We start from the raw sequence: 14,917 nt of genomic DNA on the forward strand, positions 1-14,917 counted from the left end.
ATAAGCTGCTTTTATGCACAGATTTAATGGAGGGTCCGAACTTGCAGACACTCTATTCTGGGTGCGGAAAGCTTGTTATGTAGCGCTTTATGCATATAACACAAGGATAGTGGAAGTCCCCCTCCCACAGTAAAGGGGTTCGTTTCTCACCTTCATGGAATGGGGTGGTTGGGAAGCTGCGAGACTCCCGTGGGAGAAAGGAGATAGGCGAGATCCCGCAGGACGAAGTCCGAGGAAGCTTGCCACTCCCCCACAGGAAAGCGAGTAGCTTCCCAGCCACCCCCTAACGCTCAACACGGCAAACGAACCCCGAAAAGTCTCGGAATCGAGTCTTCAACAATCCTGCCATATTCTTTAATAACCACTCTAAAAATTCCAACATGTAAAAAAGAACCCCGACAAATGGTCGGGGTTCTTGGGTTCTAAATTTATAGAGAGATGACACCGATTTGGTTTAAGAAGATCAAAATGATCATGACTGGGGCAATGAACTTGACGATTGTAAACCATACGTTGCCAAGCAGCCCTTTTTTCATATCGGTGGCTTCCAATGCTTCGGATTTCTTGAAGTACCATCCTACAAGAAGGGCCATAGACAGACCTCCAAGTGGAAGCAAGATGTTGGAGGCGATATAATCCATTGAGTCGAGAATATTCAAGTCTCCAATCGGGGTGACGCCGGACCATAAGCCAAAGCCAAGGGAAACGCCAATTCCGAGTACAAACATAATGGAGCCCACCAACACACTCGTGGCAAAACGAGTCCAACCGAAAGCTCTCATAAAGTAAGCCGTCGGTACTTCCAGTATAGATACAGATGATGATAAGGATGCCAGAATTAAAGCGAAGAAGAACACCAGTCCGATGATTCCTCCAAATGGCATCTGCTCAAAAATACTTGGTAGTGTAATGAATACAAGTGGCGGGCCTGAACTTGGATCAATTCCAAACGCAAACACAGCCGGAAAAATCACAACACCTGAGATGATGGCGAAAAATGTATCCATGATGCCGATCCCAAGCGTCGCACTCGGCAGTTTGTTTTCTTTTTTCAAATAACTGCCGTACGTCAACATGGCTCCCATTCCAAGGCTCAAGGAGAAAAAGGCTTGACCCAGGGCTGCTATATAAATGGACGGATTACTAAACGCTGTCCAATCAGGTTGGAACAAAAATTTCAAACCTTCTGAAGCTCCCTCCAGGGAAAGACTGAAGAACGCAAGACCGATCAAAATGATGGCAAGCAATGGCATGAAAATTTTGTTTGCTGCTTCAATCCCTTTCTTAACACCACTCAACACAATCACAATGGTTAAGATCATGAATAGTGCTGTCCAGGCAATCGGATGCCAAGAGTGGCTGATAAATTGGCCAAACGCCCCTTCATAACCAACTTCAGGCGAAGTAAAGAATGATCCATTAATATAATTCCAAAAATAAAAGATCGCCCATCCAGCTACCACAGCATAAAACCCTAAAATTAAGAAAGCACTGGCAATACCAAAGAATCCCGTCAAATACCAGGGCGTCTTAGGAGCCAACTTCTGAAATGAACCTACAACATCACTTTGAGCTTTCCTTCCGATACTGACTTCAGTCAATAACAGGGGTACTCCAATTAAAAGTACGAATAATAAATACAAGATTAAAAAGGCGCCTCCGCCATTATTACCTGCTACGAAGGAGAACCTCCATATATTTCCTAGTCCGACAGCTGACCCCATTGCGGCAAGCATAAAGCCCAGCTTCGTCCCCCACTGTTCTCTCGCCATACTCACTACACTCCTCTCACTCATTCATCTAATTCAGCCGCTCTCTTTTTTTTTCGGCTTAGTGAAATATTCATCAGCATACCATAGAATGAGCGAGTGTAAATACATATTCTGAAATTTCATTTAATTTATAGTCGGTAATCGATCATGGAAGAAGTTGCAGATTGATTATTCTTCTTTTTTTGCTTCTTTTCAGCAAATTGTAAGCATTCTGTGCCTGTCGATTTCAAAACGAATGCAGAAGGTATTTCTTTCGTTTTGAACCCGTAAGCCTCGCACGCTCTCGGAAAAGCTGGGTTCCATGTTGTACGAAAATGCTTGCAACGGAAGCAGTTGACCTTTTTCATATCGACCCTCTCTCCTGCCAAATGATATGGTAGAATCATAGCACAGCTAAAGCCCGTTCTCTAGGAGGCTATTATGGAAGCATGGTTTAGTGAACAAATTGACCAAACCTTTACTACATTCGGTAGCAGCCATACATGGATGCTCTCCATTTACTTGGTTGTTTCTTTAGTAATCCTTTTGATGCATCAAACCTTAAAAAATTCCAGCGTACTGCATAACATTGTGCGCTACAGTCTATTATTTCTGTTAATTATATCGGAAATCAGCTATCAAACATGGACAATCATGCACGGTCTCTGGATGGAAGGGAGCCACCTCCCCCTCCATTTATGCGGGATCGCTTCTTTATTAGGTGTTGCCGCGCTCATTACCTATCACCCTAAACTGATTAAGATCACTTTTTTTATAGGTATTCTGCCCGCAGCCATTGCCTTGATCACTCCCGATATCCCTCATGGATATGAGCACTTCCGCTTTTGGAAGTTTTTTGTGCATCACATGGCCATCTCCTGGACCAGTCTTTTTTTGATCATATCGACAAAAGTCACGATTAAAGGAAAAGACTTGTTGGAAACCTTCTTCTATTTGATCATTTACAGTGTGTTCATCTTCATTTTCAATATTTACTTCGAGACCAATTATTTGTATTTGAATGGACCTCCCATTGCAGGGACCCCTCTTGACTGGATGGGGGAAGGCGTAATGTATTATATCAGTCTAGTTTTAACAGCACTCTTTGTTTTTTCCCTTATGTATTTCCTTTACAAGCTCATCAAAAAAACTAGGTAGTCCCCTTGTTATTCAATATAATGGCAGGATTGTGGAAGACTCAGTTTCGAGACTTTTGTAGAGTGGATGGGGGCTGCGGGGAATGACTCGCTTTCCGTGGGAACGCGGTGAGCCTCCTCGGACTGCGTCCTGTGGGGTCTCACCAATCACTTTTTTCCTCTTCTATATCCGGTTTCGGCGCCTAGCGGCTAGTGAGACTTCCCTCGCTTCTGTACGATAAGTCAACATCGAATCACTCCGTTCTTCGTGTTTCCTTTATCTCCGCCAGCTCAGTCCAGTCCATACGCCGCTGATCGAGGCGCCTGCACACTTAAAGTAGGAGTCTCCCCATTCCCCTCCGCCCCTTTTGCCGTATTAGTCTCTCGAAACCACTTCAAGAATCATCTCATTTCCAACTGGATGTAGGTTTTTAATTGGAGCACCTGTGCCAGGTATTTATTTCCCTAATGCTGATATAGAGCGCTTCTACCTACATCCCATGATGATTGGAAGACATCCACTCTCGGTATAGGGGTTCGTATCTCTTTCACATGGAATGGGGTGGTTGGGAAGCTGCGAGACTCCCGTGGGAGAAAGGAGATAGGCGAGATCCCGCAGGGCTATTAGCCCGAGGAAGCTCGCCACTCCCCCACAGGAAAGCGAGTTGCTTCCCAGCCACCCCTAACGCTCAACCATGCAACGAACCCCGGAAACATCTCGAAACTGAGCCAGAAAAGGGAGCTTATCTACAAGAAATAATTCGATATCACAATAGATAGGGTGCGTATACGATTAGAATGATCAGTACCCAGATGACATCGACGAAATGCCAGTAATAATTGAAGATTTTGTGCTTTTCTATGAACAAGGACTTCGGCATCGTCTGCTTGAACTGGACCATCAAAAGAATCATCCACACCAGCCCAAACGCAACGTGTGACGCATGAAGTCCAACAAGTACATAAAAGGAAGCGAGGAAATTGTTCATCGTAAGGGTGTAGCCTTCACTCCAGTACTTGTAGAACTCATGAACTTCCAATCCCATAAAAATGCTCCCGAGCAGGAAAGTCGTCCCCAGTCCGATCCAGATCTTGAGACGATTCCAATTTCCCAACCCACTCTCCGCTATTAGTAAGGTACCGCTGCTTGAAAGAAGGAAAACGGATGTCAATACGACGGTTCGCAGCTCGTACACTTCTGTAGGATCGGCTCCCCGCGGTGAAGGGGTGTAAAGGATATAGGTGGCGAACAACGTCGCAAACATGATGGCTTCAACGACTAAATAGAGGAAGAAACCGAGTCGTTTGTCATTGAATAAAACCTCTGATGTCTGTTTCATGACTCTTCCTCCTTTCGGTACACAGCTTTCCTTTCATCATTAAACACACGGTAGATGAAGAAACCTAGCGCAGCGATTCCACCCATTACCTGTATCCAAACCCATCCATATATAAAGCCGATACTCATGACAATCAAGACACCCGCTAGCAGGACGGGAGCGACCGTTTGAATAGCGATTGGAGAAGGTCTCGGCTCTTCGGATTCTGGAAGCTTCTTTCTCTCGACTTTGCTGTACCAGTAAGCATCGATGGAATTTATTTTTGGAATAGGTTGGAAAGGATGCTCAGGCGCTGGGGATCCGACGGTCCATTCCAGCGTCCGCCCATCCCACGGATCCGCACCCACGGGGTCGGTAAGACGGTGAGTCTTATACAAATTCAATAAGACAATAAGCATACTCGCCCCCATCAAAAATGCTCCGATCGTACTGACGAAATTCAATAGGAATACACCATCTTCCCACGTGTAGGTATACACGCGGCGTGGCATCCCGTTTAATCCAGCAAAGTGCTGGGGCATGAACGTCAAATGAAAACCGATGATGAAAAGCCAGAAATGCCATTTGCCCAGTTTTTCATCAAGCATCTTCCCTGTCATTTTCGGATACCAATAATAAATGCCTGCAAATGCCCCAAGAATCGTTCCACCAATCATCGTATAGTGAAAATGGGCCACGACGAAATATGAATCATGATACTGGTAGTCAGCCGCTGCTACAGCGAGCATGACACCTGTCACTCCTCCAATGACGAATGTAGGAATGAACCCTAATGAAAACAGCATAGGAGTCGTAATCCGGACAACCCCTTTTCGCATCGTAAACAACCAGTTGAATACCTTGATCCCGGTCGGAACGGCAATTAACATCGTAGTGATGGCAAAGATCGAATTGGCCAGAGCCCCTAGTCCAACTGTAAACATGTGATGCGCCCATACCATAAACCCTAGAAGTCCGATTAAAGCAATCGCAATGACCATTGATGTGTACCCATACACTCTTTTCCTTGAAAATGTGGAAATCACATCAGAAAAGATCCCGAAGGCAGGAAGGATCAAAATGTACACTTCTGGGTGACCGAAAATCCAAAATAAGTGCTGCCAGTACACAGGATCGCCGTATTCCCCAAGAAAGAAGCTCGTTCCATAAATCCGGTCGAACATCAATAACAATAGGGCTACCGTTAAGACCGGAAAAGCAATCAGGATAAGAAAAGATGTAACGAGGGTAGCCCAGGAGAATAAGGGCATCCTTGTCATCTTCATCCCTGGCGCACGAAGACGGATGATGGTGACAATCATATTGATAGCAGTAAAAATGGTACCAAGGCCTGAGACTTGAAGACCGAATATGTAATAGTTGTTATTTGGGCCTGTAGTAAATGTATCTGTGGCGAGTGGAGCATAGGATGTCCACCCTGCGTTCGGGGCAGCATTGAAGAAAAAGGCCATATTGAAAATGATGCCGCCGGATACAAACAACCAAAAGCTGATCGAATTCAAATAAGGAAAAGCAAGGTCATTGGCCCCCAACTGAAGAGGCACAGCAATATTCATCAAGCCAATCAAAAGAGGCATGGCAACGAAAAAAATCATCACTGTCCCGTGCGTCGTAAAAACTTCATTATACTTTTGAGATTGGAAGACCCAGAAATCATTTTCCGGTATGGCCAGCTGCGTCCTGATGAACATCGCGTCGATACCGCCACGGATAAAGAAAACCATAGCAAGCAAAATGTACATCGTTCCAATTTTCCGATTGTCTGTAGTTGTTATGTAATCCCAAACCAATGGCCACTTCTTTCTCGTTGTCATCCACCATAATAAGGCGGCACCCAACAGAATGGATACAATCCAGGCCACAACGATATCTGAAGGTACTTCCCCTACGAAAGGTACATACATCCCATTCACCTCTTCTCCCCATGTTTATTCTTTTTCCAACCAGCTTTCAAATGCTTCCTGACTCACAACTTTCGTTTCAAACCTCATCAAAGTATGCTCCGCTCCACAAAATTCTGCGCATTTCCCCTGATATGTCCCCTCTTCACGTGGCTCAAACGATAACCTTGTCTCTTCACCAGGGAGAACATCAATTTTCCCTGATAAATTCGGAATCCAGAAGGAATGGATGACATCATTAGAAGTGAGGCGGAATTCTACTTCCTGATCTACAGGTAAAACGAGCTCATCATAAGATTCTTTTCCGTTCTCATAAGTGAACTTCCAGTTAAATTGCTGGCCTACCACTTCAACGGTCATGGCGTCTCCCTGAGATCCTTCTGCTGAACCTGACACTTTCGAGGTTAAATCATATGTAGCCTTTACCGTCGGAACAGCTAAGATTGCAATCAATAAAAGAGGAACGAGCGTCCATGTGATTTCCAGCCACTTGTTCTCTTTCTCATCTGGGGGAATATCGAATTTCGCCTTCCCTCTTTCCCGAAACTTCCTAAGAAAGGCGACGAATAAAACAAATACGACGATCAGCACAAGCATCATAATGCCGAAACTCAGATAGATTAAGTTCGTCAATGTATCAGCTGTATCGCTTTTTGGATTAAGAACTCTCATTTGGCACCCAGATAAGAAAGCGATTACGAAAAAGAACAAAACTAGTTTCTTCACCGACTCTTCCCTCCCGTCCAGTTGGATATCTGTAGTTATAGGACTGTCTAGTAATGCTCTATTACCTAATCCTTACAGAACAAAACTCCTTCTTTTCCTCCCACAAAAGCTCCCTTTTCTGGAAGGCTCAGTTTCGAGACTTTTGTTGAGTGGATGGGGGCTGCGGGGAATAGCTCGCTTTCCGCGGGAGCGCGGTGAGCCTCCTCGGACTGCGTCCTGTGGGGTCTCACCATGCACTTTTTTCCCGCAGGAGTCTCTCCATTCCCCTCCGCCCCTTTGCCATATAAGTATCTCGAAACCACTACCGGAATAATCAGCTTTCCAACTAGGTGAAAGTGTGATAATTAAACTTCTATCCATGTATTATAATCCTGAAAGGTTGATATAGAGAGCTTTCTACTTACAACAGTAGGATAGTGGAAGACACTCATCCTTGGAAAAGGGGTTCGTTTCTCACCTATATCGATTGGTTTGGAAGCTGCGAGACTCCCGTGGGAAAAGGAGATAGGCGAGATCCCGCAGGACAAAGTCCGAGGAAGCTCGGCTCTCCCCCGCAGGAAAGCGAGTGGCTTCCCAACCACCCCTGACGCCCAACATGGAAACGAACCCCGAAAACATATCTAAATCAAGTCTTCAAGAATCCTGCCATTATCCTTAATAAGAAAAGCCCCCGTTTCTGGTGGAATCAGATACGGGGGCTTATTTGTTATCTTCCATGAAGATTTTCAAGCCTTTCGATGCGGGCTTCTAGCTTTTCATATTCTTCTTTTGAAACGAAGCCCAGTTCTTTCATTTGATCCTGGAATCTGGCTTTCGCTTGTTCATTCCATTCTTTGTCTTTGCTTTGTCCTTTGGAAATCCATTGGTTCATCCAATTGTTGACCATTGTCTTTGCTTGTGAAGGGCTGATTTCTCCGCGCTTCACCATTTCGTTGACCATTTTTTCAAAACGTTCCTTGCCACTGATGGCAGCGCCTAAACCAAGATGGAATCCTTTCTTCAATAAATCACTCATCCTTCATTCCTCCTATTGTGATGGATGCGTTTTAACATCCTCAAATGATTGACCGAACTTACGAGAAACCCAAGTACACCGACTCCTGATAGGATACTCCCGATCCATACAGTCGGGAGGACAGGAACGATGAATGTGTAATATAAAGCGGCTGCACCGATTCCTGCAATGACGAGCGAAAAGAACGTATAAAATAAATAGTATTGATGAAATAAATGGTTTTTTTGATGATAACTCTTCCATTCCCTCTCTTTATCTCCATCTTCGAGATACTCGACCAATGCTCTCGGTAAGGAAAGGAGCGGTCGAGCTGTCTCTTTCGCGATTTCTTTATATAGAGAAAAACTGGAAGCTTCTCCTGACATCCATTCTTTGATCACTGGTCTGCCCCACCGGATTAAATCGATTTGAGGATACACACTTGTGAGAACCCCTACGATGATTGAAGTCGCACGTCCCAAAAAGGCATAATCTGCAGGGAGCTGAATCGGCTGCTCTTTCACAAACTCTTGCAAATCGCCCAGCATATCATTCATCATATGCGCATCCAACTTGTCAAAGTTCCCATCCAAGTACATGTCTGTCGTCTGCTTCAACAGTTTCTTCACTTTTTCTGTATCCGCATCAGGAAGTAGGAAATCCATTTCCTGCAGCGATTCAATGACTCTGTCGTAGTCGTCTAGTATGAAGCCTTGGATCATTTTACGGATCGAATTGGCATCTTCGTTTTTGATTTCTCCGACCATCCCGAAATCGATCACAACCACCGTACCATCTTCTTTTAACATTAAATTTCCGGGGTGAGGATCGGAGTGGAACATTCCTGCATATAGAAACTGTTCGACACACAAATCAAACAACGTACGAGCGATTCCTTCCCGGTCGATGCCCTGCTTTTTAATAAAAGATAAGTCCGTAATTTTTGTTCCTTCAATCCATTCCATGACAAGGACACGTTTCGTCGATAAATCTGAATAATAATCAGGAATGTAAACATCATCAAAATCTGCAAACCTCTTTTTGAAATGGTTACCGTTTTCAAGCTCCATGGTGAAATCCAATTCGTTGCTGATCACTCGGACGACTTCCCGATACAAAGCGGGCAAATCTGCTTTTTTTCCGTAAACAGTAAGCTTATCCAGCATCCAAAATACAATTTTCAATGCTTTGAAGTCCATCCGGAATGTATCGCGAACCCGGTATCGTTGGACTTTGACCGCTACGGGTGTACCGTCTTTTAAATGAGCTTTATAGACTTCCCCGATAGAAGCTGAAGCAACGGAATTTTCATTGATGTCTGAAAGGTGTTCATCGAGGGATGCATTCCAATCTTCCTCTATGGTCTGTTTAGAATACTGGAAAGGAACCGGTTCGACTCTGTCGACGAGTCCCTCTAATTCTTTAATGAACGACTGTGGCAATAGATCTCCTCTTGAGCTTAAGAATTGCCCGAATTTGATCAGAAGACCACCTAACAAGACCGCCTTTTTCCGATACTCTTCCGCTTGCCCTGCCAGCATCTCCTCCCATTTCCGTTTTGTATCCTGATCCCAGATCCGGTGTCTTTTTTCAAACCAGAAAATTTGTATAAGAAATTTCAACGCCATCCAGACGATGATAGAAATTCTGTATATAGATATGTATTTCAACCGTTTTCCCATTTTCCTCCCCCTCTATACTTCTGTACTTCATTCTTCCCTTCTCTTATTCTCGTCAATCATGAAAATTTTTAAGCCCTTAAGGAAAATAGACCTAAAACTTTTCGCCCAACTTATTTGTTTCGGGTTCCGAAACTCCATACAAAATGACTATTCTAATTTTTTAGAATATTCCACATAATAATACTTAGGTGTTTTTACAATTTTTTCATTAGGGGGATCATATTTTGAAGAATAAGAAACTAACAGCTTTACTTTCAGCGGGGGCTTTGACCCTGTCATTGCTATCTCCAGCTGCGGTGACGCAAGTAAGCGCAAGCAAAGTACAGGAAAATTGGAATGTCGAACGCTATAGCGAAAAGATAGATATTGATGGTCAATTGCAGCGTTTGGACGAGAGTGAAAGCTTCCAGCGTCAAGCGAAGCAAACGATTAAGGAAAATGCGTCTAAAGTAAACTTTAATGGGGAAGAAGTTTCTGCTTCTAGTGAACAAGCCGATGCAAACTTTACTTTCAATGGTGGAACAAAACAATTTCTTGATCGCGATCTAGGATTTAAATCTTTCACTCAAAGAGCTGTAGGTGAACACGTAGAGGTTTGGGTAGCTAACGACTTATCTTTCCCTGAGGGTGATCCTCGGGATGCTCATGTGATAAACCAAGAACAAGTGAACAAAATGGCTGCTGAATTCGATGCTAACATGTATCCAGTAGCTACAGACTTTTTCGGTAAGCCTGACTCACTGGACGGAACAAACGCTCTACTTGAAGACCTAGGAATAGTGCCAGAAGGGTATTATGAAGGGGAAGGTGATAAAGTTATTCTTCTAGTTAATAACGTAAAAGATGACAATTACGCTGACCCTTCCTACCCATTCTTTGTTGCCGGATTCTTCTGGCAAACCATAGAAAATTATACGGACCGTAATATCGTGACCATTGATTCAAGGGACTGGGATACACGACTGGAAAGCACATTCTTCGGGACGACGATCCATGAACTCCAGCACTTGATCCATGCAGACAACGACGGAGATGAAACTTCCTGGTTAAATGAAGGAATGTCGACTTTCTCTGAATACTTAGGTGGATACGGACTGGACTCAGGTTCTATCAACTTCCTGCTTGATCACCCGGAAAACTCATTGACGAACTGGGACGAGCATGTAACTGCCGAAACGGGACCAGAGACGATTGCTGACTATGGTTTGGTACAGTTGTTCACTCTTTATAACTATGAAAGGTTCGGCCAAGAGCTTATCCGCTATGTGGCGACAAATGAGTTGAATAGTATCGAAAGCTTCCAACAAGCGTATGACGAGTTTGGGTTGAACGTTACATTCAATGAAGTTTACCAAGACTTCTCCACAGCCTTAGTGGTTGATGATCCGAAATTCAAAGGCGGAAAATATGGTTTTGAAAACATCGATCTGCGCAACCTTCCTGTTGGGGATGGGGAAACACGCGATAAAACCGTCAATTTTGAAAAAGCGAAAACCTATGAAAAAGAGGGTGTCCCTGCCTGGGGTACAGACTTTAAAGAATTCAACTTTGAACCAGGTGAAAACGTAGAATCCTTCAAATTTAATGGCGTAGATTTTGAAGATAACACTTGGGAATCTGTTATCGATCCTTTAGGAAGCGATAACGAAGTTCTTTCTGCCGGTACAGGAGACGAATTGGACAACAATTTGATCTTTAAAGCGGACTTAACAGATGTTGAAGATGCAACATTAAACTTTGATCACTTTGTAGACATCGAAGAGAGCTGGGATTATGGTGTGGTTCAAGTCTCCACAGACAATGGCCAAACATGGACGTCCCTTGAAAACGAAAACACACGTTCAGATGTCGTTGAAAACGGTTATCCGAAAATCAAAGAAAATGTTCCTGGTTTCACAGGACACTTTGAAGATTACCAGTCTGAGAGCTTTGACCTTTCTGAGTATGCAGGACAGGAAGTCCACATCTCTTTCCGTTACTTGACAGACTGGGGTTACAATGACACAGGCTGGTTCATTGATAACATCGAAGTTCCAGAAATCGGTTTGAGTTATGATGGCAAGACAAAAGAGCCATTCATGTCTAAAGCGGAACTTCTTGGAAATTACGTAGACTATGGCGTTACGTTCATTAAAGAGAAAAACAACGGGAAATATCAAGTCGTTGAAGTCGACCCATTCAATGTTACAGAAGAAGATGCATTGGAACTTCAACAAGTGTTCCGCCCTGGTAAGACGTATATGACGACTTACTATGCGGCTCCACAGGATAGCTTGAACCCTGTTGAATTCGAATATGAAGTGGTTGACAAAGAACAAGGGCCAAAAAAGAATAAGTAGAATTCTAATTCTCCCCCCCCCAATCGGATGATTGGGGGTTCTTTTTAATGGTTGGATTTAAAGTTTGAATGATTCTTCTTCTGCCTTTGAGTGATTTCGCACTGGATTGGATAGATAACTCAAGCACTTTGAGGGATTATCTATTCCATTTGATCGATTCTCTTCACGCGTTTTCCTAACAGTTGCGCCATCTATACCAACTGTGTGAAAATTTACTATACAAAGGAGTGTTGCTGATGCATATTCGTGAATTGGAAGTGAAAGAGTTACATACCGTTGCCGAATGGCTGTTCAAAGTGAACGAACAAGATCACCATTACGTTGCCTGGATGGCTTCCGAACAAAACGAAATATTTGAACAGATCTGGACGTTGACGCAGTTCAAAGAACCTCTTGCCTATGTGGCGTGGGAAGGAGAAAAAATCATCGGGTTCCTTGGAATCCTTCCTTTTTTCGAGCAAAAACTATGCCGCCTACTAGGGCCATTCGCTACCAAGGACCAGCAGGAAGTCATTGAGCGTTTATGGGACAAAGCTTCTTTAACGGCGCAATTACACTTTGATGTCGTGAAGGTGGCCTGTTTTGCTGCAAATAAAGCACTCGTTTCTTTTACAGAGAGACATCAGTTTCAGATGTACAATGTAGAACGGACGTTAGCTGTCCATAAATCTTCATATGAAGCCAGTGAGACCAAAAACACGTCGATCGTTGGGCTTAGTCAGGAAGACTATGAAGCTTTGGATGCCATCCACCCTTCGGCCGCTTACTACACGACAAGGGAAATGGTGCATCTATCCGGTGATGAGGGCAATTATCTTTGGGGCTACCAGCAGAACGGAGAGTTAATTGGATACATTTACTTCGAAACCATCATTGCCGGCCATGAAGGAGAAATTTGCTTTGTGAATGTAGCCGCTGACCACCGAAGCAGTGGTGTTGGTTCAGAGCTTATTCATCATGCGTTACAGTATGCGTTCTATGCTCTTGAACTTGATGTTGTCACTCTCTCAGTCAGAACAGAGAATCAACAGGCAGAAGCCTTATATAAACAATTCGGGTTTAAAGAAATTCACACCATTTATGCCTATCAAAAAGAAATGAAACCAGAACCGCCGCTTTCCACAACCATCCATTAAAAAGGAGGGATCCCATGGAGCTTTTCATTCGTGAGACATTAGAAAAAGTCAACGACACCTCAGCCGTACGCTCCATCAAATCTGTGAGCGGAGGAGATATTAATCAGTCATTTTATGTAGAAACGGATCATCGTCCATATTTTATTAAAATAAACGAAAAAGTCGCGAGCCACTTTTTCCAGGTGGAAGCCGAGGGATTACGTCTGATCAAGGAAACAGGAGCGATCCGAGTACCTGAAGTTTTCCATTATGACTGCCCGGATGGTGATGAAAAAGCCGCTCTTGTTATGGAATGGATCGAAAAAGGTTCTTCAGATGCTTCCCATTCCCTCGGAAAGAGCTTGGCTCACATGCATCAGCATACCTCAGTAAAATACGGATTCGGAAAACCGACGTTCGTCGGTGAATTGAATCAACCGAATGAGTGGTCCCCGTCTTGGACAGATTACTACAGCCGTTATCGTTTAGGTGGGCAGTTGGAAACAGGAGTGACCAAGGGTACGATTTCAGGTGTTCGAGAAGAACGGTTGAAAAAACTGATCAATCGGATTGAAGAATTCATCCCTGAAAACCCTAAACCTTCTCTCCTACATGGCGATTTATGGGGTGGGAATTGGATGACCACTCGTGACGGTGAACCTGTTTTAATCGATCCGTCCATCCTTTACGGAGACCATGCATTTGAACTGGCCTTCACCGAGCTGTTTGGAGGATTCCCGTCAAACTTTTTAGATCAGTACAACACTTATTTCGAGCTCCCGGAAGACTACCAGGATACCAAACCGATCTATCAGCTTTTCTATTTGCTCGTCCACCTTAATATCTTCGGTGAAATGTATGGACCACAGGTGGATCGGATTTTAAAAAACTATGTCGGTTGATTCAGGAATAGGCCCTCCCCTTTCCTGAATCCGATATTTCCACAAGCTCCATCGGATAGGGTTCAAAATAGGTCTGCTGCTTAAGATACTCACTTTGAAAACGGGCGACCCAACAATTCAATACACTCAACACAGCACTCAAGGGAACTTTCTCTTCTTTGTATTGTTCCAAAAGACTTTGGAAGCTTTCTTTCTCCTCTTTAGACAATTCCCTTTTGAAGTATCCTGCAATATGCTGGCATACGTTCACGTGGGCACTTGGTTTTGCAGGTTTGCTCATAAGTTCATGGAGCAACGGTTCATAGACCACAATCACCTGTTCGAAATCAAGATGATTATGATTCGCGACTGTTTGCCCCATTTTCTTGAGCGTACCAGGATGATAAGCCATGAATAGATATTTGTTACGGGCATGAAACTGCTGCAACCCTTTCATTCCCTCTTTCTTCTTCACCTCACGAAAGTCAGCTAAAGTAAACAACTTCGTTAAAAAGTGGTGTCTCAATGTGAAGTTCTTCAGCCTGCCTTCTTCTTCGATGGCCAACCCTCCATGGCGATGAAGGATTTCTTTAGCAAAAAAACCTGACGTCTTCCCGACCACTTGAGAGTTTCCTTCACTGTGATAAACTTTTACGTCATGCATGCCGCACGTGGGCGAGCGGTTTTTCAATAAAAAACCATCCACCTCGGTCAAATGATTAAGAAAACCTTCGGAGAACTCTTTCATCGTATTTGTAAGGTTTTCCCCCGTTTTCGGCTGGACAAGTTGTTCTTCTTCACCATCAATAATACGAATGACTTCACGTGGTACACCAAGCCCGATTTCAACTTCTGGACAAACGGGTATGAACTCCACATGGGGCTGCATACGCTGAACGGCCTTGTCTGGAATCACCGCTCCATTATAGCGGACTTCTGCAAATTCAAGACACCGGCTGACAACGACTTTCGGTGTAGGGAAATGCCGCATTTCTTTCTCCCCTTTCTGACTAATGCAAGTACTAGCAAACGTTCCTTATTTTCTACTTCCA

The 14,917-nt window shown here is 43.9% G+C and carries 12 protein-coding genes; 4 read left to right on the plus strand and 8 right to left on the minus strand.

Annotated elements, in window-relative coordinates:
* Positions 1-428: 428 nt before the first annotated feature.
* The gene (locus BLS23_RS14410) at positions 429-1,772 is read right to left on the minus strand and encodes a sodium-dependent transporter (RefSeq protein WP_089653540.1); all 1,344 of its coding nucleotides are present in this window, start codon (positions 1,770-1,772) and stop codon (positions 429-431) included.
* Between the two features lie 128 nt (positions 1,773-1,900).
* A complete protein-coding gene (locus BLS23_RS14415) occupies positions 1,901-2,119 on the minus strand; it encodes a hypothetical protein (protein WP_089653543.1) in 219 nt (72 codons plus the stop codon).
* A 73-nt stretch (positions 2,120-2,192) separates the two neighbouring features.
* Between BLS23_RS14415 and BLS23_RS14420 the strand changes: the two genes are divergently transcribed.
* On the plus strand, positions 2,193-2,909 hold the full coding sequence (locus BLS23_RS14420; protein WP_089653546.1) for a YwaF family protein: 717 nt from the start codon (positions 2,193-2,195) through the stop codon (positions 2,907-2,909).
* A 745-nt stretch (positions 2,910-3,654) separates the two neighbouring features.
* Here the strand turns inward: BLS23_RS14420 and BLS23_RS14430 are convergent.
* The 5 genes from BLS23_RS14430 to BLS23_RS14450 all read right to left on the minus strand — a co-directional run bounded on the left by BLS23_RS14430 (position 3,655) and on the right by BLS23_RS14450 (position 9,530).
* Complete coding sequence (locus BLS23_RS14430) at positions 3,655-4,227, minus strand: cytochrome c oxidase subunit 3 (protein ID WP_089653552.1); 573 nt, start codon at positions 4,225-4,227, stop codon at positions 3,655-3,657.
* Complete coding sequence (ctaD, locus tag BLS23_RS14435; protein WP_089653554.1) at positions 4,224-6,131, minus strand: cytochrome c oxidase subunit I; 1,908 nt, start codon at positions 6,129-6,131, stop codon at positions 4,224-4,226. Before ctaD ends, BLS23_RS14430 begins: the two co-directional genes overlap by 4 nt.
* A gap of 24 nt (positions 6,132-6,155) precedes the next feature.
* Positions 6,156-6,854 (minus strand): cytochrome c oxidase subunit II, encoded by a 699-nt coding sequence (gene coxB, locus BLS23_RS14440; protein WP_089653557.1) that lies wholly within the window; start codon positions 6,852-6,854, stop codon positions 6,156-6,158.
* A gap of 706 nt (positions 6,855-7,560) precedes the next feature.
* Positions 7,561-7,869, minus strand: a complete 309-nt coding sequence (locus BLS23_RS14445; protein WP_089653560.1) for a phasin family protein — start codon at positions 7,867-7,869, stop codon at positions 7,561-7,563.
* Positions 7,866-9,530 carry an ABC1 kinase family protein gene (locus BLS23_RS14450; RefSeq protein ID WP_089653563.1) on the minus strand — a complete coding sequence of 555 codons (1,665 nt, stop codon included), beginning with the start codon at positions 9,528-9,530 and terminating at the stop codon, positions 7,866-7,868. The genes BLS23_RS14445 and BLS23_RS14450 overlap by 4 nt, the downstream gene beginning before the upstream one ends.
* A 224-nt stretch (positions 9,531-9,754) precedes the next feature.
* Here BLS23_RS14450 and BLS23_RS14455 point away from each other — a divergent pair, with 224 nt between their 5' ends.
* The 3 genes from BLS23_RS14455 to BLS23_RS14465 all read left to right on the plus strand — a co-directional run bounded on the left by BLS23_RS14455 (position 9,755) and on the right by BLS23_RS14465 (position 13,886).
* Positions 9,755-11,869: a choice-of-anchor J domain-containing protein gene (locus BLS23_RS14455; RefSeq protein ID WP_089653566.1), complete on the plus strand. Its 2,115-nt coding sequence runs from the start codon at positions 9,755-9,757 to the stop codon at positions 11,867-11,869.
* Between the two features lie 236 nt (positions 11,870-12,105).
* Positions 12,106-13,005 carry a GNAT family N-acetyltransferase gene (locus tag BLS23_RS14460; protein WP_089653568.1) on the plus strand — a complete coding sequence of 300 codons (900 nt, stop codon included), beginning with the start codon at positions 12,106-12,108 and terminating at the stop codon, positions 13,003-13,005.
* Between the two features lie 14 nt (positions 13,006-13,019).
* Entirely contained in the window at positions 13,020-13,886 is an 867-nt protein-coding gene (locus BLS23_RS14465; RefSeq protein ID WP_089653577.1) for a fructosamine kinase family protein, read from the plus strand.
* A gap of 1 nt (position 13,887) precedes the next feature.
* On the opposite strand, the gene BLS23_RS14470 is transcribed toward BLS23_RS14465, so the two are convergent.
* The gene (locus BLS23_RS14470; RefSeq protein ID WP_089653580.1) at positions 13,888-14,856 is read right to left on the minus strand and encodes a YbgA family protein; all 969 of its coding nucleotides are present in this window, start codon (positions 14,854-14,856) and stop codon (positions 13,888-13,890) included.
* Positions 14,857-14,917 lie beyond the last annotated feature (61 nt).

The sequence above is a fragment of the Halobacillus aidingensis genome, assembly GCF_900104185.1.
Taxonomy (GTDB): domain Bacteria; phylum Bacillota; class Bacilli; order Bacillales; family Halobacillaceae; genus Halobacillus; species Halobacillus aidingensis.

What these genes read in the sequence shown, in the direction of transcription:
- BLS23_RS14415 (WP_089653543.1), bottom strand. Translation starts at nt 2,119, where the DNA reads ATGAAAAAGGTCAACTGCTTCCGTTGCAAGCATTTTCGTACAACATGG.
- ctaD (WP_089653554.1), bottom strand. Translation starts at nt 6,131, where the DNA reads ATGTATGTACCTTTCGTAGGGGAAGTACCTTCAGATATCGTTGTGGCC.
- BLS23_RS14465 (WP_089653577.1), top strand. Translation starts at nt 13,020, where the DNA reads ATGGAGCTTTTCATTCGTGAGACATTAGAAAAAGTCAACGACACCTCA.
- BLS23_RS14460 (WP_089653568.1), top strand. Translation starts at nt 12,106, where the DNA reads ATGCATATTCGTGAATTGGAAGTGAAAGAGTTACATACCGTTGCCGAA.
- BLS23_RS14430 (WP_089653552.1), bottom strand. Translation starts at nt 4,227, where the DNA reads ATGAAACAGACATCAGAGGTTTTATTCAATGACAAACGACTCGGTTTC.
- BLS23_RS14410 (WP_089653540.1), bottom strand. Translation starts at nt 1,772, where the DNA reads ATGGCGAGAGAACAGTGGGGGACGAAGCTGGGCTTTATGCTTGCCGCA.
- BLS23_RS14450 (WP_089653563.1), bottom strand. Translation starts at nt 9,530, where the DNA reads ATGGGAAAACGGTTGAAATACATATCTATATACAGAATTTCTATCATC.
- BLS23_RS14420 (WP_089653546.1), top strand. Translation starts at nt 2,193, where the DNA reads ATGGAAGCATGGTTTAGTGAACAAATTGACCAAACCTTTACTACATTC.
- BLS23_RS14445 (WP_089653560.1), bottom strand. Translation starts at nt 7,869, where the DNA reads ATGAGTGATTTATTGAAGAAAGGATTCCATCTTGGTTTAGGCGCTGCC.
- BLS23_RS14470 (WP_089653580.1), bottom strand. Translation starts at nt 14,856, where the DNA reads ATGCGGCATTTCCCTACACCGAAAGTCGTTGTCAGCCGGTGTCTTGAA.